This is a genomic window from Deltaproteobacteria bacterium (assembly GCA_011773515.1).
Taxonomy (GTDB): domain Bacteria; phylum Desulfobacterota; class Deferrimicrobia; order J040; family J040; genus WVXK01.
The window spans coordinates 54,305-78,175 of the sequence record WVXK01000095.1 but is presented as its reverse complement, the minus strand read 5'-3'; the positions used below and the strand labels follow the sequence as shown (position 1 = coordinate 78,175).

Sequence of the window (23,871 nt, the reverse complement as noted above, 5' to 3'; positions counted from 1 at the left end):
GGCAACGGAAAGGTTGAACTCCTGGGTTGCATCCCCGCCGTAACCGTCGCTCGCTTTCACCACCGCCTTGATGGGAAGGTTCCCGTCAAAAGTCCTCACGTCCCAGTGCAGCGTGTCCTCCATGAGGATCATGCCCTCGGGCCCTTCGACGAGCTCGAAACTCAGTTCGTCGCCATCAGGATCCTGGCCGGCCAATTTATAGGTATAGATATCGCCTGCCAGGTTGTCTGGAGGTCTTGAAACGATTCTGGGCGGCCTGTTTGCTATCCTGAACAACGGGGTGGTCTTTTCCTCGCCTTTTATCTGCCCATCGCTGGGGCTGACAGCGCAGTAAACCCTGTCCCCTCTTTTCAGCTTCGTAATGTCGAGCTTTCTCCCGCTGCCCTCATGGACGGGTTCGTCGTTGACGAAGAACCGGTAACCATATGCTACGGCGTCTCCGTCGGGGTCGACGGCTGCTGCATTTACCTGTAAGAAGAACGCCCCGCCGGCAGCCGCCGTCTCCGTGTCGAGCGAGATTATTCTCGGGGGCGAGTTGGCAATGCTCGTAACCCCCGTTACGAGGGTTTCATAGCCCTGCGCGTCAAATTCCACCTCCGCGTACACCCAGTCGCCCCGCCTCAGGGATGAGAGGTCCAGGTTATCCCCTCCCCTCTCAAAGAGATCCTCGTTCACATACCAGCTCACCGTAAAGGGGGGAATATTTTCGCCTCCCCCGCCAGCGATTTCAACCTTCAGGGTATCACCTACGGTGGGGTTTTCAGGAACCAGGACGGCCTCTCTTTGCTCACTCAGCCCGTCCTTTCTTCCCGCAACGGGGGCACTTTTTGTTTTTCCCTCTACCTGCGGCACTGCCCGGTCTTTTTTTACCGGTTGCGAAACATTCTCAGAACAGGCAGCAAAAACAACACACAGAACGCATAGAGCCGCGAGTGACAGCGCCTTTGACCCTGGAAAGCTACCCATGTGGTTCAAGCCTCCTTTTATCGTTCCCTATCATGGAAGGCCCGGAAACTTCCGCGGGAATTTTCCGGGCCTTTTTCCGCCTCGTATCACAAATTATCTTCCTTCCACCCCTCGAGCCCGGGCTTCAGGCTGTACGTGCTTATAGCCTCTATCTCCAAAATCGACCCGGTCGACTGCTGCGAAAAGCCTTTTATACCTCCGCTCTCAGTCACGATCGCGCCGATGGATGAGGGCATGCCGTAACCCAGGGATTTGCTCCTGGATACCGTCGTTGGTTGAGATACCTTCTCATCGCTGAAGACATACTGCTTGAAGGCCGTACCCGTCTCGTAATAAACAGAGTAGATATTGCTGTTTCCTTCGAAGACACAGGAGTTGGTGCCCTGCGTCGGCTGGTAGGTGGGCCAGATGACCAGGCCGCCAAGAACGGTTGGCTTCGATATCACCCGCTCCCCGAGGTGCTGGTTCAGGGCAGGGTCGCTGTTGTAGAGGTCGTCGGTGGTGATGGACGCGTGGTCTATGTACCACCCGTCGCTCGCGTCAATCTCGAGCATCAGGCCGCTCCAGTTGTTGTAGGACAGTGATTCCTCGAGGGATGTTACCGTGCTCCCCCCTGAGCTTACTGTGGTATTGGTGGAGTTGAAGAGGTTGTTTTTCAGGATCTCCACGGTGCTGGTGTGGGGGGACAGCCACGGCTGCGCTGTGTCCTTGATCCCGTAAAACACGCCGCTGTCGGTTGAGTTTTTGTCCGCCGAACCGATGAACTTCCCGGTCCCGAAAAACACCCACAGGTTCCCTTTTCCGTCCAGTGCTGCCGACGGCGCCGAAGTTATCGGCTCGTCCGATGAAAAGAGGGTTGACAGGACCCACTGCGATGGGTCAGGCGAATTTTTCGTGTTCAACCGGTACATCTTCCCCCGGTAGGATGAGGAGGCGCTGTTAAAATAGCTCTGCCCCGAATACACAACGTCGACCACGGGGTCACCCCGGAGATAAACGTTTGCATCGACCGTTATCGTATCGGCGAAGAATCCTCCCGCATCGACGATGCCCTCCGACGTCGTAAAGGTCCGAACCGGGACACCCGATTTCATTTCGACCACGTAGAGCTCTCCATTGACAAGTGTCGACGTGGTGATGTTGGAATTGGCGTCAAAGTCCTTCGGCCCGGATCCGACTATCATGTACCACTTGTCACCCGAAGCGGTTATGTCGCCGTTGATGTCGCGGCCAAGGACTCTCGCCACACCGGGAAATCCGTTCGTAAGCGTGCCGTTGTTCGGGACAAAGGTCCAAAGAAGCTTCGGTGGGCTCTCCGGGTCGGTGATATCCAGGGCGAAGTAAGCCGAGGCAAGCGTTTCTTCAACCCCGCCGTTGCAAATATTTATCGGCCTGCCGCCGAACCTCATGCCGCCGATGAGTATCGTCCCCCAGCCGTAGGGGTGGGTGCCGCTCGGGTCACTGAATTCGCTCTCGAATATCCTGGCGTCGACCACCTTCGGCGTAAGGTCCACGTAGTAGACATGTCCCGTGTCTTTGTAAGACGTCTCGGTCAGCCATTTCACGTGGGGGAGCAGCTGCTTCGGCAGATACGCCCACATCTCCTGGCCGAGCTGTAGCGAACTGCTGTTATCGTAAACGGCCGGGTCGGAGGAGGTGTCCAGATTTTTGTAGAACTGCTTCTGCGCCGAGTTATAGAATCCCCCGTTGAAAGCGTGGAGCATGCCGTCGTTCCCCCCGACGTATACCATGACCCTCCTGTCCCTGTATTTCTCGAAAAACTTCCTGTAGGTCGAGTCACCGTAAATGAGATCGTAGTTTTCCTTCGGCCGGCTGACGGCCACGGGAGACGAGTTGATGATATCGCCCAGCTTCCAGACCCCCGTCGTCCCCTTGTACGTCACCGTCCTGGGCCTGAATCCGGAAACCGCTTCCCCGTGGAGATAATTTATTATCTTTGCCGCCTCCGTGTCGTCTGCTGCCCTCAGGTAATCCCTCCACAGGGACGCATTGGTGTCGTTGAAGTCATAGTATCCGGTATAGGCATAATCGACGAAGATCTTTCTCGGATTGGAGGTTACGTTCCGTGCAAGGAGCAGTTTGCCGGCGTCCCATATCGTCTTTACGTTCTCTATGGGAAGGAATCCCCCCTTGCTCTTGAAGTCATCTGCAGTGCTGTTGTCATCGGGGAGGCCGTTGCCGTTGGTGTCCTCGTACCGGTAGGCTACCGCTCCCTGGACCACATCGTAATCCATCTTGATTATGCAATCGCCCGGGTCTGCGGTGCTCCCGCAGGCGCCCGTTGTATCCAGCCTCCAGTTCCCGTTCGAATCCTCCCTCACGTTGCCCTTCTTGTCGATGAACAGTGAAGTGAGGTTCCCTACCCAGCTCACGCTATCGGTCCCGAACTTGTCGGCCGTCGTGTTCGGGTAGAAGAGCGCCTGGTAAATGACCGCGTCCCCCTTCCCCGAAGTGGTGAGAATCGAAGCCGCCGTCCCGGAGGAGGATCTCTTCAGGATATCCAGCAACGCGGCTTTCAGCTGGGCTTCGAGCGCTGGCCCGCTGCTGGCGGGAAAGTAGGTGTCGGGGATTCCATCCGCGTTCGAATCCCACTCGGAGGGTAACCCTGGCTGGTTGTCCCCGTCGACATCCTCGAAGCCCCCGTATTTCGACGTTTCCTTCAAAAGCTGCTCCCCCTTGCTCGAACTCCCGAAGGCGTAGACGGTGTATATCGTGAGATTCTGATATCCGTCCACGTCGTCCCTTAAATCGTTGGTGTGCGCGTAATACGCGACACCTCCGAGGTAATAGGTCCCGTCGTGGTCCGGGACGGTCGGCTCGAGGAGGTCGCTGTCCCTGTTGTCGGGGGGCGCTCCTTCGATGGCGTCGATCTCGTTCATGTAGTTCACCACGTTGAAGTCGGCATCCATCACCGGTGCCAGGCTCACTCCTGAAAAGCTCGTCCCGGGAAGGTTCTTGTCTTTCGTCGATTCCCCCGAGGTGAGGATGATCACGAAGTTCTTCTCGCAGGGGTTTTCCGTTACGGGGTCGTTTGTTCCGGCATTCCCGCTGTGATAGGCGTTAGGACCATTTTGAAAGTACCGTACCGCCTGGTACAGCGATTCGCCAAGGGGGTTGTGGGCGAGCGGGTCGGCGTTTGCAAGGCCGGAGAAAAAATCGTTCCGCGATGACTGGGAAACGGGAATTCTCACGTCGCCGCCGTCGAACTCGTTCGATTTCCCGCCCTCGAATCTGTTCCCCTCGTTGAGCGTCATGAGTCCGAAGCGGACCGCATCGTCACTTCCGTCAAGGTATTCGTCGACGAAGGTGTGGAGGACTCCTGTGGGGGATGTGGGGTTCAGGATCTTTATTTCGAACTTTTCGGCGAAGTCACTGCAGGTGCTGTCGGTGCAGACCTTCACTATTCCGCTGTTTGAGTCGCCGTCGAGCATGTAGTAACCGCCATTGTAGGTTTTGAAATAGTCCCAGTGAGCCATCTGCTCTATCTCTGCCGTGCTATTCGGCTGATGGTTGGGTTTGCTCTGGCCTTCGAGCAACTTGGGCGTATTTTTCTGCGCTCTGTTTAGGTATTTCCCCCCGATGGCCACTTTCTTCAGGATGTCTATCTTTCGCATGGTGAGCCAGTTCAGGAAATTCCCCGGCAGGCCTCCTGCCAAGTCGGCGACAAAATATCCCCCCGAATCGTAGCGGTACATGGCCCCTATTTCGAAATAGCCGTAATATCTGGTGTTCGGATCGAAACTTGCGTCGATGGTGCAAAATGAGGTGCCGGCGTTGCAATCGTTCGGCAGTCCGTCGCCGTTTCTGTCATATTTTTCGACCACTTTGTAGGCAAACTCGTAGAGGTCAGCCGAATTGGCAAACAAAACGAGAACGTTCGGTGTCCCTCCCCCCTTCGTGATAAAGGGGGGAACGGCATTGTATCCTGCAGAGGAAATGTTCACGTAATCAGCAGGGTCACAGGGAGCTCCCGGAGATTTGGCCGGCAGGGTTATGATGATAGAAGCCACAGCAAGAGACACGAGAAACAGGGCGATAAAGGGAGGCTTTCTCCACTTCCTATCATTCTTTCCCGCCCGGCTTCTGTTTATATGCATATTCATGTAACACCTCCTGGTTCACATGGGGCGAAAGAAATTCCATGGGAATATCTGACGGTTCCGTGCTTTTTTCCATGTTTTTTTCTTTTCTTCATCTCTCACACCGATCACATGATGATATACCGGTAGATTGACCCTATCCTGGCCGTCGAGCCAAGCGCTCCCTGCGCGATCACGTTAATCCTGTAGTGGACTATCGCACCGGCGCTGCTTACTCCCTTCCCGACGCCGAGATATCCCGAAGCGTACTCGATCGAAGATCCCTGGAGGGTCGTGGTGTAGAGAAAGTCGATATCCGTGTTGACCACCGTGCTGTCGACGGGAAAGGCGAGATCGGGAGCGAAGACGGAACTCGTCGGGTCTGCGCTGTCAATCGTATCATCCAGGTCGATATCTCCGGGTGCGCCGGTGATCTCGTTCACAATATCCGCGACGGAGGCGTTCCGGAGGGAATCGTAGTCTATGGGAAAGGAGCGATCGTACACCGTTTCCCCGATCAGGGGCACCGAGTATTCGATCCCGGCTTCCCCGGCGTGCATGTTCCGTTTCTTGAGGCTCTTGTTGCCGCCGATCTTTATCCCCGTCGTGGTGGTTGAGATGGACATCATCCCTATAAAGGTCACGACGACGAGAAGGACCATGACCGTTACCAGAACTATTCCTCGCTCGTTTCTCATATCTCACCTCACCGGATTCCGGAGGGATACCTCCATTTGAAGTACCCTTCTCCTGAAAAAGTCATTTGATCCCGTCGTGTTGTTTTCGAGGACCACGCTTGCCGCATCTGGCTGAACGGCGTTCATTACCTCCCGCTCTGTTCTGGCGAGGAGAGAAACCTTCACCTTGTCGGTAACGCCATCGCCGTCGGAGTCGATTTCGGAAAGCTGGAGGTCATCCACATTATCGGCAATCGGCTGGTCGCCGTACCCATCACCGTTCACGTCATTTGCGGTGTTGTACGTTGGCGAGCTCCGGTAAAGAATGTTACCGTTGACGAAGTATGCAACATTTTCTATGAGGTACACGCACCGTTTGCTCGGATAGTAGCGATCAACCGGCGTCGACCCGCTCACGGTAATGGTGGTTCCCGAGACCGATGTGATATCAAGATAGGTGAGGCCATCTAAGGTGATATACCCGCGGGTCGTCGCATTGAGCGTCGGGGCACCCGGCTCGTATGTGATCTCGAACGTCGTGGCGCCGGGATTTACGGCACCGTTTACCTCGCCAACCTTTCTGAACCCCCCCAGGACGATAAAGCTGTCCGGTCCCGAATCGACCCCGGCATCGGTAAAGTCGAATGAGGTGGTCTGGCCATTGATATTCGGACTGTCGGGCACACCGAATCCTGATTCCCTGATGTCCTTCGTGATGATGTCCATGGCGGTGCTTCCCGCATACTGCATGTCCGTTATCTGCGATTCCGTGGTAAAGGTATTGTGGTGGAGGTTGTAGGTCAAAAATGCCGACGCGATCACCAGTGACGAGATAACGAGGGAAACCATCATCTCAACCAGGGTAAAACCCCGGTATTCTGTAAGCCTAAATTTTCTTTTCATCATAAATCTCCAGATTTGACGGTGGTCAATGTCACCGAATGGGCTTCTCCCTTTATGGCCCAGTTCACCGTCGCCGAAATCGTTTTGGAGTTGGGCTTGGTGTCGACAACCGTCCACCTCCTGACATAGATGCCCCCGCTTGCGCCCTGCTCGTCTATTGGATTTGCCACACCGGCCAGTTCAACATTTTCATGTGGGTTGTCGGCTACGTTGCTCGAGATGAGGGGATCATCGTATTCGAGAACTCTGACCTGCTCCAGGAGGTCTTCCGCGAGCACCACGCCGGTCTGCAGTTCTCTTGAAAAGGCGTTCCCCTGAATTGCCGTGGTCTGGAGCAAAAGGGCCCCCAGGAGACCAACCACGAGAATCACCAGGGCGATGAGAACCTCAAGGAGCGTAAAGCCTGCTGAATTCTTAATACACTTTCGACCAGACATTTCCTCCCTCCCATCTCCATAAATTTGTTTTTCCAACGACCGATTCGACGCTCACCATAAAATTGTTGCCCGACTGATCCCTGATGAACACGCAACCCAGGTTGGGTACCGACCCGTCGGAGTTAAAATTAAGAACCGGCGGGGTCCCCCAGCCGCTCACCCCGCTCGCGGGTATTGCACCCCCGCAGGCTAGCGAGCCGTTGGGGCCGTTTGGTGCGTCGCTGCCGAAGGTGATCTCGGGGCTGTAGGTGGAGAGACCCACAATTTTGCTCCCGCCGCTACCGAATCCATCGGGATCAGAATCCGCGTCGTTTTCGAATCCACACAGGTACCGGTCATTGCCCGGGTCAAACACGATGCGGTAATCCATTACCGCTTCCTTTATCCCGTGGGACCTTGTCAGGTTGATATTGTCGGCAATCTCCGCCGCAGCGCGCTTCACTTTGTTCCGCTTGATCGTGCCCATGAAACTGGGTACTGCCATGAAAGCCACAATTGACAGGATAACGGTAACGATCATCACCTCGATCATGGTAAAACCGCTTTCGCCTCTCTTTCCATCCCTGTTTTTTTTCATCTATGCCCTCGAAAAGATCGTTTTGATGGAGAAGGGTTACAAGTTCTGTGCCACCCGGTCACAACCCGTGGCAGAACCCTTTAACTATCTGTTATATATATGAATATTAAATGTTGAGGAGGGAACCTCTTTCGGCATCTCAACGGTCAGGAGGAGGGCAAATTAAATTATTTAATTTTTTTATTAAAAATTTTAATCCTCTCTGGTTCGGGGTGCGAGCGTTTCTATGATATTTTGGAGGACCTCCGTAGCCGTTCCCTCGATCCAGAGTGTCCCCGGATATGCAGAAAGCTCAATTCTTTCCGGGTTTATGATTATTACCGGCACTCCTCTCTCCAATGCGACAAAGGGGAGTTGATTTGCCGGAGCAACGGTTCCGGATGTTCCGACCACCATGAAAAGGTCCGATTCCCTGGCCAGATCCAGTGCCGAAGCTGCAGCTTCCTTCGGTATCGGTTCCCCGAAAAAAACCACATCGGGTTTCAGGATGCTTCCACAGGTACAGCGGGGTGGTAGGCCTTCACCCAGCTTTTCCTCGGAATAGAACGTTTCCCGGCAATCGAGGCAGGCCAGTTTTCTCGCATTTCCGTGATATTCTATGACTTCGCAACTCCCCGCCATCTGGTGAAGCCCGTCGATATTCTGGGTTATGACACGGCTGACGTTACCCATCTTTTCTAACTCTGCCAGGGCAAAGTGGGCGGGAGTGGGCTTTGCTTCGAAAAGGACAGACATCATATCCCCGAGCATGTTCCAGACTTTTTCGGGATTCATCCTGAAAGCCGCAATGTGGGCAAACTCGGCAGGGTCATATTTCTCCCAGAGCCCCTGATGGCCGCGAAAAGCGGGTATACCGGATTCGACGGAAATTCCCGCTCCGGTGAGCACGGCGCAATTCGACGATTTCCCGATCATGGAAGCCGCTGTCGAGATGGTGTCTTTCATGCCCTGTTTCTCTGCCCCGTTTTTGTGATTACGCTTTCAGGAAGCTTCCGAGCTTGAGGGCAAGGCCCATGTTTCCCGCAACCTTGAGCTTCCCCATCATGAATGCCATCTGGGGAGCGAGGCTGCCCGATATGAGCCCCAGGAAATCGGTATCGGCCATCGTGATTACCGAGTCGGGGTTTTCGGCGCCTCCCTCGTTCACCGTTACCCGGCCATCATCGATCGTGACATACCACCTTCCCCCACCCTCGCCGTCTATATTGAACTGGTACACGCACTGCATCCCGCTAATTTTACCCGGGTCGGCCATCAACCTCTCCGGCAGTGAGTCGAAAAATTCTTTTACCGTAGTTTCAGCCATGGCGGCCTCCTTAAAATGAATGAATACTCATTTATTTTTTACCACAGAGAGAAGGTCACTTCAAATAATATTGTTTGAATATGTGGTGACCTCTGGGCATAATCCTAACAGGAGGGACAGGTGAAAATTATCGGGCTCACAGGTGGAATCGGAACGGGGAAATCACTTGTTGCGGACATATTCAGGAAAGCGGGCGTACCCGTTCTCGATGCCGACAGGGTTACGCGCGACGTCTACCTCCCCGGAACCGATGCACACGAAAAGATAAGGAGGGTTTTCGGCCAGGCAGTTCTCAGAGAAGACGGCACCGTAAACCGGCAGGCGCTGGGGGACCTGGTATTCAAGGACCCCGGTAAAATGAAGCTGCTCGAGGAGATCACGCATCCGGAGATCCAAAAGAGGATGGGCGAATTTGTCCGTGCATGCGCAGAGGGGAAAAAGCCCTTCTGCGTCATCGAGGCGGCCCTGATCTTTGAAAAAGAACGGGGGAGCCTTTTTGATATCATCATCACCGTTTCGGCAAGCAGGGTCGATCAGACAGAGCGGCTCAAAAAGAGGGACGGACTGCCGGAAGAGGAGATCGCGAGCCGAATAGATGCTCAACTATCCATCGCCGAGAAGGAAAAGAGGGCGGATTTCGTCGTCGACAACTCCGGCTCGATCGAGGAAACGAGAAGGCAGGTTTTGAAGATCATCGATGACCTCATGAAAACCTGAATGGCCATCAGTTGCGTTTGAGGAGGATTTGGGACACCAGGACGGGAAGGCTTTCCCCACCATCACCATATCCTTCGAAGCCGACAACAACTCTCTTCAGCTTTCCCTCCATCTCTTCACCGAATGCGAGCTTATAGTCGTAATCGAGGCTTCTGGTCACGTGAATGACCCTGTCCACGTCCCGGTCATCCCCGATCGATATGATCGCACTCCCCGGGTAAGGATTTACGATGCTCTCTTTCGGCAGCCTGTTTCCGAAAGCATAGATGATGTTCTGACGGTTCCGAATCTTCTCGGACTTCACGGATTTGTACCAGAGGGAAAGCTTTTTCTTCAGGGAAAGCCCCTCCGGCGCGGTATCAAAGATCATCTGGAGGAAAAAGGGATACTTCGCCTCGCCCAGATCGTAATCCCTGCCCTCTTTGTTGATGCCCCGGACCTTCACCGAAAAATGTACCGCCCTGCCCCTGGCATCTATGTCTGTATCTCTCAGGATATAGAGCTCCTCTTTCTTGCCGAGTTCGACTGCGATCTCCACCCACTGTTCTGTCCGACCGGTTGGATGACGCTTTGCGGCTCTTGCGGGCCCCTTTACCTCCAGATCCCCCTTTTTCATATCGGCGTAAGAGAACAGGGTGATATCGCCACCCTCACCCGAGTATAGTTCCGGTCGGAAAAAGACAATGGCGAATATGGCGATGAGGATGACGTATAGCGAAAGGGAAAATCTATTCGCTTTATTCAAAGAATTTTTCCTGCACATCTATATTTCTCTCGCTCAATCTGTTTTCGAAATGATTCACGCACTCTTTTATCGTATCAAGGTCTTTGCCCCTGATAACGATTCTCGCCCTGTAGCCGGAATCAACGGTAGGATAGGACCCTACGGAAAGAGAGCTGTATTTTTTCACCACCTCCCTCATTATATCCGAGTATGACGATTCCCCCGCCTTGAGATAGAAGACGGCTCTTCTCACGGCAACATCCCTGAAATACTTTTTTGCAAAGGGAAACATCGTCTTTACCATGCTGGGAATACCGGGAAACACCATCACCTTTCCAATGACGAATCCCGGGGCACCTGAGACCGGGTTGGGAATAAGCAGCGAGCCTTCGGGAACCCTGGCCATCCTGAGACGCTCCCCGTGCACTTTTCCCCCGTAATATTCTTCGAGTATCTTCTCGGCATCCGGGTCTGTGACCAGAGGGATGCCGAGAGTCTCGGACACCGCCTCGCGGGTGACGTCATCGGGCGTTGGCCCGATTCCCCCCGTGAGGATAACGTAATCCACCTCATCTATGACCGTTCGGATAAACCTCGTAATGGCGGCCACATTATCGGGGATGACCGCGGCAATCAGCATCTCCACACCGATTTTATTGAGCTCTTCGATGAAAAAGCCCGTGTTCAGATCCGACACTTCACCTTTCAGCACCTCGTCGGCAATAACAAAAAGCGCTATTCGCTGAAAATGACCGGACATTTATCGTTTACATCCATTACCTTTTTTACTATGTAATACTATCATTACGAAGATAAGGATATGTCAATGGGAAAGCAAGAGCAAAAGTTGTCCTACGCCAGAGCGGGCGTTCACATAGCCGAATCTGACAGGCTCTTGAGAAAAATAAGCCCTCATCTCAAAAAAACCCATTCCCGGGAGACTATCGGGGATATCGGCGGCTTCTCGGCATTTTACCGGCCCGACCTCAGTCGATACGACAGTCCCGTTTTCCTCGCGGCAACCGATGGTGTGGGAACGAAATTAAAAGTCGCCGTCGCCGCGGGAAAAGTGGACACCATAGGGATCGACCTGGTCGCCATGTGCGTCAACGATATCGTTGTCCACGGTGGAAAACCCCTCTTCTTTCTGGATTACTTCGCGACGGGCAGGCTCGACGCAAACGTGGCATCACGCGTAATCCGGGGGATTGCGAAGGGGTGCATCGAGGCAGGGTGTGCCCTCATCGGGGGGGAGACGGCGGAAATGCCCTCGATGTACGGGGACAAAGACTTCGACATAGCCGGGTTTTGCGTGGGAATCGCGGAAAAAAAGGCTCTAATCACGGGAAAACAGATATCCGGGGGGGACGCGATCTTCGGAATCCCCTCGAGCGGTTTTCACAGCAACGGGTTTTCCCTGATACGGAAGGTGCTCTTTGAAAAGAACAAGTTGAGCATCCACGACAGATACCCGGGCACGAGGAAAGCGGTATGGAAAGTTCTCCTGGAGCCGACGAGGATATACGTCCGCGACGTGCTGCAGCTGTTGGAACGGGTGCCCGTCAGGGGCATGGCGCATATCACGGGGGGTGGCTTTTACGAAAACATCCGGAGGATACTCCCAGACGGGCTCACGGCGGAGATTGAGGCAGAAAACTGGCAGATCCCGCAGATATTCTCTGAGATCGAATCCATGGGGAACATCGAGAGGAAAGAAATGTTCGGCACCTTCAACATGGGGATCGGCCTGGTTCTTGTCCTGGGTAAGCGGCGAAGAAAAGACGCACGGGAAGCACTGAAAAACCTCGGTATCCCGTTCCATGAAATCGGGACGGTGAAAACGAGCAGGAGCAAAAAACCAAAAGTCGAGGTTGTTTTCTGATGGGATGAAGAAACACAAGATCGTCGTTCTGATATCGGGTGGTGGGACAAACCTCCAGTCGATCATTGACGCCTGCGAGAACGGTCAGATTCCCTGCAAAATTGCCCTGGTGATAAGCAACAGGGAGGGAGTGCACGGTCTCACCCGGGCCAGGAACCACGACATACCAACCGCTTTCGTTGACCACAGGAAGTTTCCCTCAAGGGAGGACTTTGAGAGAGAATTGATCAGGCGGATCAGGAAAACGGGGGCCGAGCTGATTTGCCTGGCCGGATTCATGAGGGTCCTGACGCCCCTTTTCGTCAACGAGTTCAAAAACAGGATCATCAACATACATCCCGCCCTCCTGCCCTCATTCCCGGGGATAGGGGGGAACAGGCAGGCCATCGATTACGGAGTAAAGTTTTCCGGCGCCACGGTACATTTCGTAGGCGAGGGCACCGACACGGGCCCGGTGATAATACAGGCCGTCGTTCCCGTATACGACGACGACACGGAGGAAACTCTCGCCAGAAGAACCCTTGCCCAGGAGCACAGGATCTACCCCCTGGCTATAAAGTATTTCTTCGAGGGGCGCCTCGAGATACGGGGGCGAAAAGTGATTCTCAAGGATGGGGCGAGGATCGAGGAGTTTGCCAGCATAAACCCTTATGAGCCGTGAATCTTTCTGCCCGTCGAGCATCGGATGCGCGCCAGCATCCCTTCCTGCCCCGGCGATTCCGTATGCGATTTTGGGCTTGTAACTTCACCGGCTTTGTGTTTTAATTTCCTTTCTATTTTTCCCAGTGGAGGAGAGCATGGCCAAGTGTGACATATGTGGGAAGAAGCCGATGTCGGGTAACAACGTATCCCATGCAAACAACAAGACAAAGAGGGTATTCAGGCCAAACGTAAAAAAACTCCACGTGCGTGTCGGGGGCTCCGTCAAAAGGGTAAACATCTGCACACGCTGCCTCAGATCAGGTCACGTTGAGAAGGTCATATAGAGATCCGGCAGCAAACGGATCACCTATTTTTCCCCCGCGTTTCGAGGAAGGCTCCCCACAGCGTCTATCTCAATGAGGGCACCTGCTGGAAGTGAAGCTACTTGAACCGTCGCCCGGGCGGGCATAACATCGAGGAAATACTTTTCATATACGCGGTTCATCTCGGCAAACTCCCCCAGGTCAACCATGTAGACGGTGGTTTTGACGACATCGGCGAGTGACCCGCCGGCAGCTTCGATGATCGCCCTGATATTCTCGATCACCCTTTCTGTCTGGCTGGACACGTCATCGCCGGTAAGAGCTCCCGTTTCCGGGTCGAGAGCGATCTGTCCCGAAAGAAAGATCAGATCGCCGCTGACCACGGCCTGTGAATAAGGCCCGATTGCCTTCGGAGCGTTGCGGGTGTAAACAGTCCTGCGCACCATCATCCTCCATCTCTGTTCAATGCTTGACCCTGACAACGCTGATTACGTTGTTGATCTTGTTAATCGATTTGATAACCCGGGTGAGATGGCTTACGTCTTTGACCGCTATTTCGAAATCGCAGACGGCCCTCTCGTCTTTCGTGGTAACAACCATCGCCCGCCGGATATCGACATCCATCGCCGTAATCGCCTTCGATATGTCGGCCAGGAGCCCCGGCTTATCCACGCAGACGACCTTGATTTTCCCCGGCCGCGTTGCACTCGATCCCGCGTCCCAGGCTACCTCGACCCTCCTGGCCGGGTCGGACTCGAATATCTTCAGGCAATCGGCCTCGTGAATCGTAATGCCCCTGCCCCGCGTAACGAATCCCGTGATGGGGTCACCGGGCAGCGGGTTGCAGCACTTTGCAAATCTTATCAGCACATCGTCGATTCCCTTGACGACTATCGGCTGGTAATCCTTTCCCGAAACCTTCTTGATAATCTCTCCCACTTTCAAAGGTTTCCTGGGTGCCGCCTTTTCCTGTTCGCCGGGGAAGAGGTGCTTCAGCATGAGGGAAATTTGAAACTTGCCATAGCCCACCGATGCAAAATAATCATCGGCTGTTTTGAAACGATGCTCCGAGAGAAACGTTGCGAATTCCTCTCGCTTTTGCAGTTTCCCGAGTGTCATCCCGTGCTTCCTGACCGCCTTCTCGACGAGGTGCCTTCCCACTTCGATCGACTTCTGGCTTTCCTGGGATCTGACGTAGGCCCTTATCCTGGAAATGGCCTTGTTCGTTTTCGCTATCTTCAGCCAGTCTTTGGATGGGTGGTGGTTCGGATTCGTTATGATTTCGACCATGTCTCCGTTTCTCAGCTCGTATTTCAGTGCCACCATCCTCCCGTTTACCTTTGCCCCCACGCAGCGGTTTCCCACCTCCGTGTGGATCGAATACGCGAAATCAATCGGGCAGGCCCCCCGGGGCAGCTCGATAACATCTCCTTTGGGGGTAAAAACGAGCACCTCGTCGGGAAAGAGCTCCCCCTTTACCCCGTTGATGAACTCCGCAGAATCCTTGACCTCTCTCTGGAATTCGACGATGTGCCGCAGCCAGTTGAAGGATTTCTCATCCCGGACGTCGGTTTCCCCTGCTTCCTTGTACAACCAGTGCGCCGCCACACCGAATTCGGCTATTTTGTGCATCTCTTCCGTTCTTATCTGGACCTCCATCATCTCGGCATCGGGTCCTATCACCGTGGTGTGAAGAGACTGGTAACGGTTTGCCTTCGGCATCGCTATGTAGTCCTTGAACCTTCCCGGAACCGGTTTCCATGCGCTGTGAACGACCCCGAGCGATTCGTAGCACTCCTTGATCGTTCCCACGATTATCCTGAAGGCAACGATGTCATATATATGGTCAAAATCGATGTTTTGCCCTTCCATTTTCTTGAATATGCTGTAGAGACTCTTTACCCTCCCTGAAATATCGGCCTCCACACCGAACTCAGAGAGATTCCCCTTGAATATGGCTATGACACTTTCGATATACTTCTCCCGCAGGCTCACCTTTTCTTCGAGCTTGTTCCGCAAATCCTCGAAACGTTCCGGGAAAAGGTATTTCAGGCAGAGGTCTTCGAGCTCGTCCTTCATGCCGCCCAAACCAAGCCTGTTTGCAATAGGAGCGTAAATGTCGAGTGTCTCTTTCGAAATATGATACTGCTTGTCCGGCGAGAGGTGGCTGAGTGTCCTCATGTTATGGAGTCGATCGGCGAGTTTGATGAGGATAACCCTGGGGTCGCGGGCTATCGCGACGATCATTTTCCTGAAACTCTCTGCTTTCTGCCTGGCTACGTCAACGACCGTTACTTTGCTCAGCTTTGAAACCCCGTCAACGAGGAAAGCAACCTGATCGCCAAAGTGCTCCCTGATCTCATCGATATCGACATGAGTGTCTTCCACCACATCGTGGAGAAATCCCGTCGCGATAGTCTCATCGTCAAGCCCGAGGCCTGCCAGTATCCCCGCAACCTCCAGGGGATGAACGAGGTAGGGCTCTCCCGACTTTCTGATCTGTCCGTGATGTATTTTTGCTGAAAATACGTACGCTTTATGTATCAGGTCCAGATCGGAATCTGGATTGTAGGAAAGGACTTTATCAACGATATCCGTAAGACGGATCATACTTTATCAGGCAATCCAGGCAGGAAAAAGTCTATTCAGCCTTTTTTTCCACCTCTCCTTCCGCAATCTCCCGCAGAGCCACAACGACGGGTTTTTCCTTTTTATCCCCGGTCTCGATGAGGGGTTTCTCGCCGGAAATAATGCCCTTTGCCCTTTTAGACGCGAGAATTGCCAGTTCAAAGTGGCACGGGACTTTTTCCAGGCAATCTTCGACGGTCACTCTTGCCATTGACTACCTCCTGAATTGCAAAACTAATTTTTCTAGAAACTCCCTGTTCCTGTCAACCCTTAAGTTCTGGCTCTCAATGATTAGAATAACATCTTTTATGGCTTTTTCAAGGTCCCTGTTGATTACAAAATAGTCATAATCTTTCAAGATGACGAGCTCCCGCATCGCTTCACGGACTCTCTCCTCTATCTCCCGCTCGGCTTCTCTCTTCCTCCCCCGCAACCTCTCGTAGAGAGTTTCCCTGTCGGGAGGAAAAAGTGCTATGAGAACCGCTTCGGGCATTGCCTCTTTGACGTTCATCCCCCCCTGGACATCTATTTCGAGCAAAAAGTCTGTCCCCGAACCCAGGCATTCCTCCACCGCCTTCCTGGATGTGCCGTACCGATAACCGTAAATATTGGCCCATTCCAGGAAATCTCTTGCCTGGACCATTTCCGCGAAGGTTTTTTCATCGACGAAATGGTAATCTACCCCGTCCTTTTCTCCTTCTTTCATCGGCCGCGTCGTATAGGATATCGAAAGAATTAAGTTTTCTACTCTCTTCGCAAGGTTCCGGCAAACAGTCGTTTTTCCCGTCCCCGAAGGCGCCGACAGGACGAATAGGTTGCCCTTCTTCATAAAAACTCCTCACTCTACGTTCTGAACCTGTTCCCTCATCTTCTCTATCTGTGCCTTTGCCTCTATGACGAGTGCAGGGATCTTTGTACTCTGCGATTTGGAGCTGATCGTATTGAACTCCCTGTTCAGCTCCTGGATGATAAAGTCGAGTTTCCTGCCCACCCCGGATGTCTTCGAACTGAGGTTTTCCTGAAACTGGAGGAGATGAGACCCGATCCGCTTGACTTCCTCAGAGATATCGAGCCTGTCTGCGAGGATGGCGATCTCGAGGGAAAGCCTCTCGTGAAAACTTTCGGCAGTTGCCTCACCTTCCTCCATGAACTCTCTTATTCGCTCCTTCAGCTTTTCGCCCATAACCTTCTTGTCCCCTTCCGAGTGTCGCTCTATTTTTTTGTTGAGAGACGAAAGGGTTCTCGTGGCGCTCCGTAAATGCTTCTCGATCGATTTCCCCTCTTTTCCCCTCATCCGGCACACGCCGTCCATCGCCTCGCCAGCTGCAGACAGGACAAGTTCGGTGACCGGGTCCTCCCCGGGCTCTATCTCCTCAACGGATACTATCCCGTTTATGGACATTGCCTTCTCCACCCCGAGAGATCCGGCAAGCCCGAACGTATCGCGCAGCTCTCTTTCCACTTCGAGGTATCCGGCGAGCAGTGATTCGTTGACGGTTAACTTTTTCGTCCTCTCCCTCCCGTCTTTTACCGTCACCGTCACATCAGCTTTTCCCCTGCTTATGCGCGAGCGCACCACATCCCGTATCAGGGGCTCCATGAAGTAATAGCTCGAGGCAAGCCGAACGCCCACTTCCAGGTACCGGTGGTTCAACGTTCTCACCTCAACGGTCACAAGAATATCACCAGATGACCTGGTGCTCCTACCGAAACCCGTCATACTCATTACCATATCGCATTCCCTTCTCTATAGTTTGTTGATACAGGGTTTCCCGCACAGAAAGAAAAAAGTCCTTCACCCCCTCGTCCCTGTAATCGGGATAGGTCCACGGCAACTCCCTGAACTTCCCCTTCATGTAATAGAGGGTTACCTCACCGTACACTCCTTTGCCGATGTAGATCCGGTGATAGTAATTTTTAAAGGTGGCCAGAACAAGGTTTTCCAGTGATACGATGCCTGGGTCGATGTTCACAGACCTCCGGCCACCTTGAGAATGTTCCTTTTCAAGCTCGTAGCTTGTCAGTTTCGCATCAACCAAAAGTCCCCTTCTGTGCAGACCGTTGCACACGACAAACATCCTCTCGAGCCCCCTTCCCATTTCTTCGGTGTAGTAACCGGTCTGGTCGAAGGAAAATCTTTTTGACCGTGTCTCTATGATTCCCAGTTTTTCAGCGATCCCGTCCAGGATAGCGTCGATATCGGCACGGGGTGAAAAAATCAGGCCTGTTATCAATTTGCAGGGTAGAGGATTCCTCGGGAAACTCACCCTCGCCTCCGCACCGGCTAGCTCAAATTCCCGGCGTCATACCTCTTGATTGCCTTTATCAGCTTCTCTCTGGTAATCGGAGAGGTTCCAACCTCGCCCACGACAACTGCTGCAGCAATGTTGGCAACCAGGGCCGAATCCTCATATCCGCCCCCCGCTGAAAGGATTGCCGAAAATACGCTGACAACCGTGTCTCCTGCGCCGGTTACATCGTACACTTCCCGGGCAATGGCCGGAATATAGAGGGGCTTCTTTCCTCTTTTCTGTATCAGGGTCATTCCCTCCGCGCCCCGCGAGATGAGAACGGCTGAGGCCGCCGTTTTGCTCATTATCCTCTTTCCGGCCCTTATGAGGTCTGCTTCATTCAGCACGTCGATCCCGGCAAAGAATTCTGCCTCTTTCCTGTTCGGCTTGATTACCGTGCATCCCCGGTAAAAAGCCACATTCCTCTTCTTCGGGTCCACGACGACATTTTTTCCCTTCTCCCTGGAACGCTCGATCAGGGCGCCGAATACCTCCTCGCTGACAGCACCCTTGTTGTAATCCGACACTATCACAAAATCCACTTCCGGGATACATTTCTCGAGCTTGCGAATGAGCTCTTTTTTTACGCCTCCCGGGAGGTCGAAAGAGTTCTCCCTGTCCATCCTGACCATCTGCTGGCTGTGGGCAACAACCCGGGTTTTTACCACGGTCCTCAGGTTCTTGACTGAGCATATCGCCGTCTGGTCAATTCCGTTTTTCTTCAAGATCTTCTTTATGACCCCCCCGTGGTAATCCTCACCTACCGTCCCCGCAAGAACGGCTTCCATGCCCAGCATTTTTACATTCAACGCCACGTTGCCGGCCCCACCCGCGGTTCGTGTTTCCCGCTCGATCTTTACCACAGGTACGGGGGCCTCCGGGGAAATGCGGTCAACCAGTCCCCAGACGTACTCGTCGAGCATGATGTCACCGAGGATCAATGCTTTCTTCCCCTGGAACCTTTCTACGTATTCGTAAAGCTTACCCTTGTCCATCTTCCTCCTCCACGAGGGGATGCGCCTCATCGACGAGCATCACGGGGATGCCTTCAATCACGGGATATTTCAGCTTGCAGTCTCTGCAGACGAGAAACTCTTCTCCTGCAGAAGGGGTAACGTCACCCTTGCAGGCGGGACATGCAAGAAAGCGGAGCAGTTTTTCATCCATCTCTTCTTCCCCTGCCTATCTTTTTCAGTTCTCCCGTGAGGGTTCCTACTTTGATCTTCGCATGGACCAGCAGCGGAATGTTTGTCCCGTCGTTTATGAGCCAGGCCGTCACCTCCCTGTCCCCCATCACCTTCCCCTCATATTTCACGACCGGCTTTATCTCCAGCGTGTCGAAAACGCCTATTTCGGTTTGCACCTTGCGGTTTCCCAGCAGCTTCACATCGATCGTATAAACCTTCCTCCCCCCGTAGACGTTGATGTTTTCCGGCTCCTCCGTGAGCTCCCGGGTCCTTAAGAAATAGGCCACCGTAATGGGCTCGAATATCTGCGGAACTGCGACAAACTCCTTGATCTTCTTTCCCTCGAGATCGAAGTGTTCGAGTATACCCTTTTCCTGGTCATAATACACTATCTTCTCCACGATCCTGTCAGATTCCTTCTGGTTCACGATAACTTTATAGGGAAGGAGGCTCTCTGCGTCGACGAAATAATCAAACTCATCGATAATCTGCTTGAATACCTTAACGAGGCCCGTTGTCCACAGCTTCGCGTGAATGCGATAAAAAAGCCTGTCTCCCTCCCTCTCCTCGCCAAGATATGAGAACTCCGCGTATCCCGCCTTTATGCCGNNNNCCCGAAAGAAACGGGTCGTCGTCGAGAAGCCCCGCCACCGCAAAGGAAGTCAGGCCAAGAACCAAAGCTGTTATCAAAATTATCTTTTTCGTCATGGCGCGCCACAGAGCCTTTCTGTCATGATTGAAACCGCCTCGTCAAAGTCTCTCGCAATAAAATCTGGAAACATATCCGGATCCGTTATCTTGTCTTTGTCTCCCCTTCCATATCCCGTCTCGACGAGAATCGTCCTGAACCCCTTTTTCTTGCCCACCATTATATCTATTGTCTTGTCACCCACAGTAAAAACTCTATCGGAAGGTGGCAGGCTTTTCAAAAATCCGAGCGCAGTCTCAAGCATCATGGTGCCTGGTTTTCTGCACGCGCAGCTTCCGCGGAGATCCTCGACGGTTCCTTCAACATGATGGGGACAATAAAACACCCCGTCGAATATCTCCATAAACGGATCGAACATCTCCTCGAACCTTCTTTTTACCCGCAAAAATTCCTCCATCTTGATAATCCCCTTTGCAAGCCCTGCCTGATTGGAGATTATGAAGATCGCAAAGCCCGACTCTTTCAGCCCGGCGATCGATGAGACAGAATCCCCTATTTCCCTTATTTCGGCAGGATCGGACAGGTACCCGCTGTCCTCAATGAGGGTTCCGTCCCGATCTATGAAAGCGATCCCATCGGGCTCTTTCATCTTGATATTTACCCTAAATATCATAAATCGCCTCTTCGCCGGGGGGACGTGTCCTCCACCGCCTGTGTAACCAGAGCCAGTGATCAGGTCCTTTCGCTATTATCTCCTCGAATTTCGCATTTATGTTCTGCAGAGAGAGACGAACGAAGTCATCTCGATCTTCAGTATCGGGGTTGACGGGGGGATAAAACCTCACCGTATGGCGAAACTTATTCCGCGGGTCCCTGAAAGGAAAAACGGGAACCATTTTCGCCCCCGTGGCAAATGCTATTCTCGGGATAGCATCGAGGGTGCATGCGGGCAGGCCGAAAAAGTTCACGAAGATCCCCCTGTGCAAATGAGTATCCTGGTCCATGAGGACGCCGATTATTCTCCCCCCTTTTACTCTCCTGATTACCTCCCGCGCCGATTCGAACTTTACGATGACACTGTTGCCGAAGAGCTCCCGCTTTTTGTTTACATAGTCGTTAATGAAGCTTTCCCTCTGGGGCCTGACGATCACGTCTATGTTCGCTACCACCTTCCCGAAGGTTGAAGCCATGAGCTCCCAGTTGCCGTAATGAGCCGTAACGGCGAACACTCCCGTACCCTCCCCGTGGGGGCCGAGAATATTTTCCAATCCCTCGAAAATGACGTTCTCACGCAAATACTCATCGTCAAGATGACCGATTTTTATAACCTCTGCAGCCATCCTCGAGAGATTTTTGTAACTGTTCCTGATGATCATGTTTTTCTTTTCCTCTTCCATTTCGGGAAAAGCGATGTCAAGGTTGATCTTCGCGATCTTCCTGTGTTTCCCGTCGAAAAGACAGTACACCAACCCGAGGGTCTCAAAAAACGGCATGAGCAGAGACAGGGGTATCCTTTCGAGCAAAGATATCACCCTCCTGAAAAAAAGCGCGTTCATACTCCCTCCGCAGCCGCAAGGACCCTGCCCAGAAATTGCTCCTTTCCCCGCAAAAACTCCACATCGACTGAGATCGAGTGAATTTCTCCGAACCTCTCATAGGGGAGCTTGACGATATCCTTTTCCGATGTGAGCAGGGTTCTCCCGCGGGAGAGATGCCTGATCCTTTCCATTGTCCTCTCGGAATAATCGACGTGATCTGGAAGGGGGAGGAATCCGCCAACCACTATGCCGTGCTCCCGAGCCGTATCGAGAAGGCCGGAAAAATCCGCCACTCCCCCAAAAAGGAAATAGTCCACTCCCTTCCAATCTTGTGCTCCATTGCCCGCGTTGGTCGATACGCAGGAGACCCGGTAGCGCGTGTAGGCCCTTTCCACCTCACCGAGGTATCGCGAACCGGGAAAATCCAGATTTTGACACTCAAACGGGGCGGGTACCTTCGTGATCACGATGAAATCCGCGTGGCGCAGAGACAGGGGTGATTCCCTCATCATGAAGTGCTTTGCCCGAATGTCGAGCGCAGCCAGTTCACGGTAACGCAGCAAAACGGCATCGAAGGATTTGGCCAGGCGGAACTGCTGAAAACCATCATCCAGTAAAAAAAGGTCTACCTCTTCTTCACGTAACACTCGATCCATGCTTTCGTGCCTGCTCTCACCCACACACATCGTTATGCCGGGAACCCTCTTCTTCAGCAGGAACGGCTCGTCCCCCACCGCTTCCACCGACTCGGGTACCTCGCCCTGCCTGAAGAACCGGTAACCGGCGCCCTTGCGCTTGTATCCCCTCGTGAGCACACAGACCCTCTTTCCCCTATCGATCAGGTAGTTTGCCATACAGATCACGTGAGGGGTCTTCCCCGTGCCGCCGAAGCTGATGTTGCCAACGGACAGAACGGGATGGGAAGGAACAAATTTTTTAAACACTCCCCGTTCCGTCAACTCTCTCACGAGGGTGTTATAGAGAAACAGCATGTCCTACCATTTTTTTATTTTATTCTGCCCACCAGCTCAGAGGCCACCCGGATCCCGAGTCCCCGGTAATTTTCTACAAGATTCCGGCCGCGGCTGCCGATCGACCCCGCCATGTTTTCATCCTTCAGCAAGGCCAAGACTTTCTCGCGTAAAGCCCCCGGCCCCCCGGCAATGATGATGGCACTCTCAGCATCCATTTCTTCAACTATATCCTTAAAATTACTATAATAAATGCCTGTTATTACAGGTATACCATGAGAAGCCGGCTCGAGCACATTGTGGCCTCCAATTTCGACGAAGCTGCCTCCGACGATGACGATATCCGCAATGTCGTATATCCCCGAAAGCTCACCCAGCGTGTCCAAAATGACCAGGTCGATGTCAGCATCCCCGCTTGTCGAACCCTTATCCATCTCGCTTCTCCTGACGAAGCGAATGCCGCTCTCCGATACGATTTCCGCTACTTTATCAAATCGCTCCGGATGCCTCGGGGCGATGACCAGCAGGACGCGCCCGATCTCTTCCGACAGGGATTCGATGATGAGCCGTTCTTCCCCTTCATGGGTGCTGCCACAGACGATTATCTTCCTCCCCTGCGCCACATACCTGATCGCGTCCCGTAAGTTCCTCACGTGTTCTGTCTCGATATTCTCTATGTCATATTTGAGATTTTTCATGACATGGACCCTGTCCGGGCTCGCACCGATGCCGATGATTCTCTCGCGGCTGAGAGAGGACTGCATCAGAAAGAGATCGACCATTTCAAGGACCCTTTTGAAGAAAAACCTAAAACGCCGATACTTGGGAAACGACCTGTCCGATATCCTCCCGTTTACGATGGCCACGAAAGCTCCCGCATCCTTCGCGGCAGCGATAAGGTTGGGCCATATTTCCGTTTCCATGATAATGAGAAGGTTCGGCGATACATTCGTCACCGTTTTCGATATGACCGGGTATAGGTCGAAGGGCAAATAAAATACTCCATCCACCAGGCTACTTGCCTTCGATTGCGCCACGGAATGTCCTGTAACGGTGATGGTGGAAAGAAATATCTTCGCTCCGGGAGAAACCCTCTTCAGGCCCTTTACGAGGGGAATCGAAGCTAAGACTTCACCCACGCTGACGGCGTGGACCCAGATATTTTCCACCTCCCTGCCATCACGCTCCCCGTGGACACGTGGAATCCGCAAACGCAAAAAAAAATTTTTTCTGTGCTTGTCTTTCATCAAAAACAGCGGAAGGTAAAAAAGGGCGATGAGCGGCAGAAGGAGGAGCACAATAAAGTTATAGATAGAGAGCATGGTACCTTTTCTGACCCTGAGCAGGCTTGGT

27 protein-coding genes are annotated in these 23,871 nt (G+C 53.1%); 4 read left to right on the top strand and 23 right to left on the bottom strand.

Translation table 11 applies throughout. The annotated features are described in order from the left end of the window. The 8 genes from GTN70_10345 to GTN70_10310 form a co-directional block, all read right to left on the bottom strand. Nucleotides 1–966 (bottom strand): hypothetical protein (locus GTN70_10345; GenBank protein ID NIO17371.1); only part of this gene is annotated, 966 nt, incomplete at its 3' end. A gap of 86 nt (nt 967–1,052) precedes the next feature. Then, nucleotides 1,053–5,090: a hypothetical protein gene (locus tag GTN70_10340; GenBank protein ID NIO17370.1), complete on the bottom strand. Its 4,038-nt coding sequence runs from the start codon at nt 5,088–5,090 to the stop codon at nt 1,053–1,055. A 104-nt stretch (nt 5,091–5,194) separates the two neighbouring features. Next, entirely contained in the window at nt 5,195–5,764 is a 570-nt protein-coding gene (locus GTN70_10335; GenBank protein NIO17369.1) for a hypothetical protein, read from the bottom strand. A gap of 3 nt (nt 5,765–5,767) precedes the next feature. Beyond that, the gene (locus GTN70_10330; GenBank protein ID NIO17368.1) at nt 5,768–6,646 is read right to left on the bottom strand and encodes a prepilin-type N-terminal cleavage/methylation domain-containing protein; all 879 of its coding nucleotides are present in this window, start codon (nt 6,644–6,646) and stop codon (nt 5,768–5,770) included. Further along, nucleotides 6,646–7,083 (bottom strand): prepilin-type N-terminal cleavage/methylation domain-containing protein, encoded by a 438-nt coding sequence (locus GTN70_10325; GenBank protein ID NIO17367.1) that lies wholly within the window; start codon nt 7,081–7,083, stop codon nt 6,646–6,648. Before GTN70_10325 ends, GTN70_10330 begins: the two co-directional genes overlap by 1 nt. Then, nucleotides 7,061–7,660 carry a prepilin-type N-terminal cleavage/methylation domain-containing protein gene (locus GTN70_10320; GenBank protein ID NIO17366.1) on the bottom strand — a complete coding sequence of 200 codons (600 nt, stop codon included), beginning with the start codon at nt 7,658–7,660 and terminating at the stop codon, nt 7,061–7,063. Before GTN70_10320 ends, GTN70_10325 begins: the two co-directional genes overlap by 23 nt. Nucleotides 7,661–7,852: 192 nt before the next feature. Continuing rightward, nucleotides 7,853–8,605, bottom strand: coding sequence for an NAD-dependent protein deacylase (locus tag GTN70_10315; protein ID NIO17365.1), 753 nt, complete (start codon nt 8,603–8,605; stop codon nt 7,853–7,855). A 28-nt stretch (nt 8,606–8,633) separates the two neighbouring features. Next, nucleotides 8,634–8,966, bottom strand: a complete 333-nt coding sequence (locus GTN70_10310) for a sterol-binding protein (protein NIO17364.1) — start codon at nt 8,964–8,966, stop codon at nt 8,634–8,636. A gap of 120 nt (nt 8,967–9,086) precedes the next feature. On the opposite strand from GTN70_10310, the gene GTN70_10305 reads away from it, so the two are divergent. Beyond that, on the top strand, nt 9,087–9,683 hold the full coding sequence (locus GTN70_10305) for a dephospho-CoA kinase (protein ID NIO17363.1): 597 nt from the start codon (nt 9,087–9,089) through the stop codon (nt 9,681–9,683). 7 nt (nt 9,684–9,690) lie between these two features. Here the strand turns inward: GTN70_10305 and GTN70_10300 are convergent, their stop codons facing one another. Both GTN70_10300 and GTN70_10295 read right to left on the bottom strand, forming a co-directional pair. Further along, a complete protein-coding gene (locus GTN70_10300; GenBank protein NIO17362.1) occupies nt 9,691–10,428 on the bottom strand; it encodes a hypothetical protein in 738 nt (245 codons plus the stop codon). After that, complete coding sequence (locus tag GTN70_10295; GenBank protein ID NIO17361.1) at nt 10,421–11,167, bottom strand: hypothetical protein; 747 nt, start codon at nt 11,165–11,167, stop codon at nt 10,421–10,423. The genes GTN70_10300 and GTN70_10295 overlap by 8 nt, the downstream gene beginning before the upstream one ends. 87 nt (nt 11,168–11,254) lie before the next feature. Between GTN70_10295 and GTN70_10290 the strand changes: the two genes are divergently transcribed. The 3 genes from GTN70_10290 to rpmB all read left to right on the top strand — a co-directional run bounded on the left by GTN70_10290 (nt 11,255) and on the right by rpmB (nt 13,275). Next, the gene (locus GTN70_10290; GenBank protein ID NIO17360.1) at nt 11,255–12,289 is read left to right on the top strand and encodes a phosphoribosylformylglycinamidine cyclo-ligase; all 1,035 of its coding nucleotides are present in this window, start codon (nt 11,255–11,257) and stop codon (nt 12,287–12,289) included. A 4-nt stretch (nt 12,290–12,293) separates the two neighbouring features. Then, a complete protein-coding gene (locus GTN70_10285) occupies nt 12,294–12,950 on the top strand; it encodes a phosphoribosylglycinamide formyltransferase (GenBank protein NIO17359.1) in 657 nt (218 codons plus the stop codon). Nucleotides 12,951–13,086: 136 nt separating this feature from the next. Then, nucleotides 13,087–13,275, top strand: a complete 189-nt coding sequence (gene rpmB / locus GTN70_10280) for a 50S ribosomal protein L28 (protein NIO17358.1) — start codon at nt 13,087–13,089, stop codon at nt 13,273–13,275. 23 nt (nt 13,276–13,298) lie between these two features. Here the strand turns inward: rpmB and GTN70_10275 are convergent, their stop codons facing one another. The 13 genes from GTN70_10275 to GTN70_10215 all read right to left on the bottom strand — a co-directional run bounded on the left by GTN70_10275 (nt 13,299) and on the right by GTN70_10215 (nt 23,840). After that, nucleotides 13,299–13,697: a hypothetical protein gene (locus GTN70_10275; protein NIO17357.1), complete on the bottom strand. Its 399-nt coding sequence runs from the start codon at nt 13,695–13,697 to the stop codon at nt 13,299–13,301. Nucleotides 13,698–13,716: 19 nt separating this feature from the next. After that, nucleotides 13,717–15,864, bottom strand: coding sequence for a RelA/SpoT family protein (locus GTN70_10270; GenBank protein NIO17356.1), 2,148 nt, complete (start codon nt 15,862–15,864; stop codon nt 13,717–13,719). A gap of 31 nt (nt 15,865–15,895) precedes the next feature. Further along, entirely contained in the window at nt 15,896–16,093 is a 198-nt protein-coding gene (locus GTN70_10265; protein NIO17355.1) for a DNA-directed RNA polymerase subunit omega, read from the bottom strand. Between the two features lie 3 nt (nt 16,094–16,096). Further along, entirely contained in the window at nt 16,097–16,711 is a 615-nt protein-coding gene (locus GTN70_10260; GenBank protein NIO17354.1) for a guanylate kinase, read from the bottom strand. A gap of 9 nt (nt 16,712–16,720) precedes the next feature. After that, a complete protein-coding gene (locus GTN70_10255) occupies nt 16,721–17,602 on the bottom strand; it encodes a YicC family protein (GenBank protein NIO17353.1) in 882 nt (293 codons plus the stop codon). Further along, complete coding sequence (locus GTN70_10250; protein ID NIO17352.1) at nt 17,586–18,149, bottom strand: DUF4416 family protein; 564 nt, start codon at nt 18,147–18,149, stop codon at nt 17,586–17,588. Before GTN70_10250 ends, GTN70_10255 begins: the two co-directional genes overlap by 17 nt. A gap of 17 nt (nt 18,150–18,166) precedes the next feature. Further along, nucleotides 18,167–19,168: a D-glycero-beta-D-manno-heptose-7-phosphate kinase gene (gene rfaE1 / locus GTN70_10245; GenBank protein NIO17351.1), complete on the bottom strand. Its 1,002-nt coding sequence runs from the start codon at nt 19,166–19,168 to the stop codon at nt 18,167–18,169. Beyond that, the gene (locus tag GTN70_10240) at nt 19,155–19,340 is read right to left on the bottom strand and encodes a Trm112 family protein (protein NIO17350.1); all 186 of its coding nucleotides are present in this window, start codon (nt 19,338–19,340) and stop codon (nt 19,155–19,157) included. Before GTN70_10240 ends, rfaE1 begins: the two co-directional genes overlap by 14 nt. After that, nucleotides 19,333–20,016, bottom strand: a complete 684-nt coding sequence (locus GTN70_10235; protein NIO17349.1) for a DUF3108 domain-containing protein — start codon at nt 20,014–20,016, stop codon at nt 19,333–19,335. The genes GTN70_10240 and GTN70_10235 overlap by 8 nt, the downstream gene beginning before the upstream one ends. 48 nt (nt 20,017–20,064) lie before the next feature. Next, on the bottom strand, nt 20,065–20,682 hold the full coding sequence (locus tag GTN70_10230; GenBank protein NIO17348.1) for an HAD-IIIA family hydrolase: 618 nt from the start codon (nt 20,680–20,682) through the stop codon (nt 20,065–20,067). Next, nucleotides 20,672–21,565: a hypothetical protein gene (locus GTN70_10225; protein ID NIO17347.1), complete on the bottom strand. Its 894-nt coding sequence runs from the start codon at nt 21,563–21,565 to the stop codon at nt 20,672–20,674. The genes GTN70_10230 and GTN70_10225 overlap by 11 nt, the downstream gene beginning before the upstream one ends. Then, nucleotides 21,562–22,539: a tetraacyldisaccharide 4'-kinase gene (gene lpxK / locus GTN70_10220; GenBank protein NIO17346.1), complete on the bottom strand. Its 978-nt coding sequence runs from the start codon at nt 22,537–22,539 to the stop codon at nt 21,562–21,564. Before lpxK ends, GTN70_10225 begins: the two co-directional genes overlap by 4 nt. 14 nt (nt 22,540–22,553) lie before the next feature. Then, nucleotides 22,554–23,840 carry a 3-deoxy-D-manno-octulosonic acid transferase gene (locus GTN70_10215; GenBank protein NIO17345.1) on the bottom strand — a complete coding sequence of 429 codons (1,287 nt, stop codon included), beginning with the start codon at nt 23,838–23,840 and terminating at the stop codon, nt 22,554–22,556. Nucleotides 23,841–23,871 lie beyond the last annotated feature (31 nt).

What these genes read in the sequence shown, in the direction of transcription:
- GTN70_10230 (NIO17348.1), bottom strand. Translation starts at nt 20,682, where the DNA reads ATGATATTTAGGGTAAATATCAAGATGAAAGAGCCCGATGGGATCGCT.
- GTN70_10295 (NIO17361.1), bottom strand. Translation starts at nt 11,167, where the DNA reads ATGTCCGGTCATTTTCAGCGAATAGCGCTTTTTGTTATTGCCGACGAG.
- GTN70_10325 (NIO17367.1), bottom strand. Translation starts at nt 7,083, where the DNA reads ATGTCTGGTCGAAAGTGTATTAAGAATTCAGCAGGCTTTACGCTCCTT.
- GTN70_10260 (NIO17354.1), bottom strand. Translation starts at nt 16,711, where the DNA reads ATGAAGAAGGGCAACCTATTCGTCCTGTCGGCGCCTTCGGGGACGGGA.
- GTN70_10330 (NIO17368.1), bottom strand. Translation starts at nt 6,646, where the DNA reads ATGAAAAGAAAATTTAGGCTTACAGAATACCGGGGTTTTACCCTGGTT.
- GTN70_10315 (NIO17365.1), bottom strand. Translation starts at nt 8,605, where the DNA reads ATGAAAGACACCATCTCGACAGCGGCTTCCATGATCGGGAAATCGTCG.
- GTN70_10335 (NIO17369.1), bottom strand. Translation starts at nt 5,764, where the DNA reads ATGAGAAACGAGCGAGGAATAGTTCTGGTAACGGTCATGGTCCTTCTC.
- GTN70_10285 (NIO17359.1), top strand. Translation starts at nt 12,294, where the DNA reads ATGAAGAAACACAAGATCGTCGTTCTGATATCGGGTGGTGGGACAAAC.
- GTN70_10215 (NIO17345.1), bottom strand. Translation starts at nt 23,840, where the DNA reads ATGCTCTCTATCTATAACTTTATTGTGCTCCTCCTTCTGCCGCTCATC.
- GTN70_10310 (NIO17364.1), bottom strand. Translation starts at nt 8,966, where the DNA reads ATGGCTGAAACTACGGTAAAAGAATTTTTCGACTCACTGCCGGAGAGG.
- GTN70_10320 (NIO17366.1), bottom strand. Translation starts at nt 7,660, where the DNA reads ATGAAAAAAAACAGGGATGGAAAGAGAGGCGAAAGCGGTTTTACCATG.
- GTN70_10225 (NIO17347.1), bottom strand. Translation starts at nt 21,565, where the DNA reads ATGAACGCGCTTTTTTTCAGGAGGGTGATATCTTTGCTCGAAAGGATA.
- rpmB (NIO17358.1), top strand. Translation starts at nt 13,087, where the DNA reads ATGGCCAAGTGTGACATATGTGGGAAGAAGCCGATGTCGGGTAACAAC.
- GTN70_10270 (NIO17356.1), bottom strand. Translation starts at nt 15,864, where the DNA reads ATGATCCGTCTTACGGATATCGTTGATAAAGTCCTTTCCTACAATCCA.
- GTN70_10265 (NIO17355.1), bottom strand. Translation starts at nt 16,093, where the DNA reads ATGGCAAGAGTGACCGTCGAAGATTGCCTGGAAAAAGTCCCGTGCCAC.
- GTN70_10240 (NIO17350.1), bottom strand. Translation starts at nt 19,340, where the DNA reads ATGGATGAAAAACTGCTCCGCTTTCTTGCATGTCCCGCCTGCAAGGGT.
- rfaE1 (NIO17351.1), bottom strand. Translation starts at nt 19,168, where the DNA reads ATGGACAAGGGTAAGCTTTACGAATACGTAGAAAGGTTCCAGGGGAAG.
- GTN70_10255 (NIO17353.1), bottom strand. Translation starts at nt 17,602, where the DNA reads ATGACGGGTTTCGGTAGGAGCACCAGGTCATCTGGTGATATTCTTGTG.
- lpxK (NIO17346.1), bottom strand. Translation starts at nt 22,539, where the DNA reads ATGCTGTTTCTCTATAACACCCTCGTGAGAGAGTTGACGGAACGGGGA.
- GTN70_10340 (NIO17370.1), bottom strand. Translation starts at nt 5,090, where the DNA reads ATGAATATGCATATAAACAGAAGCCGGGCGGGAAAGAATGATAGGAAG.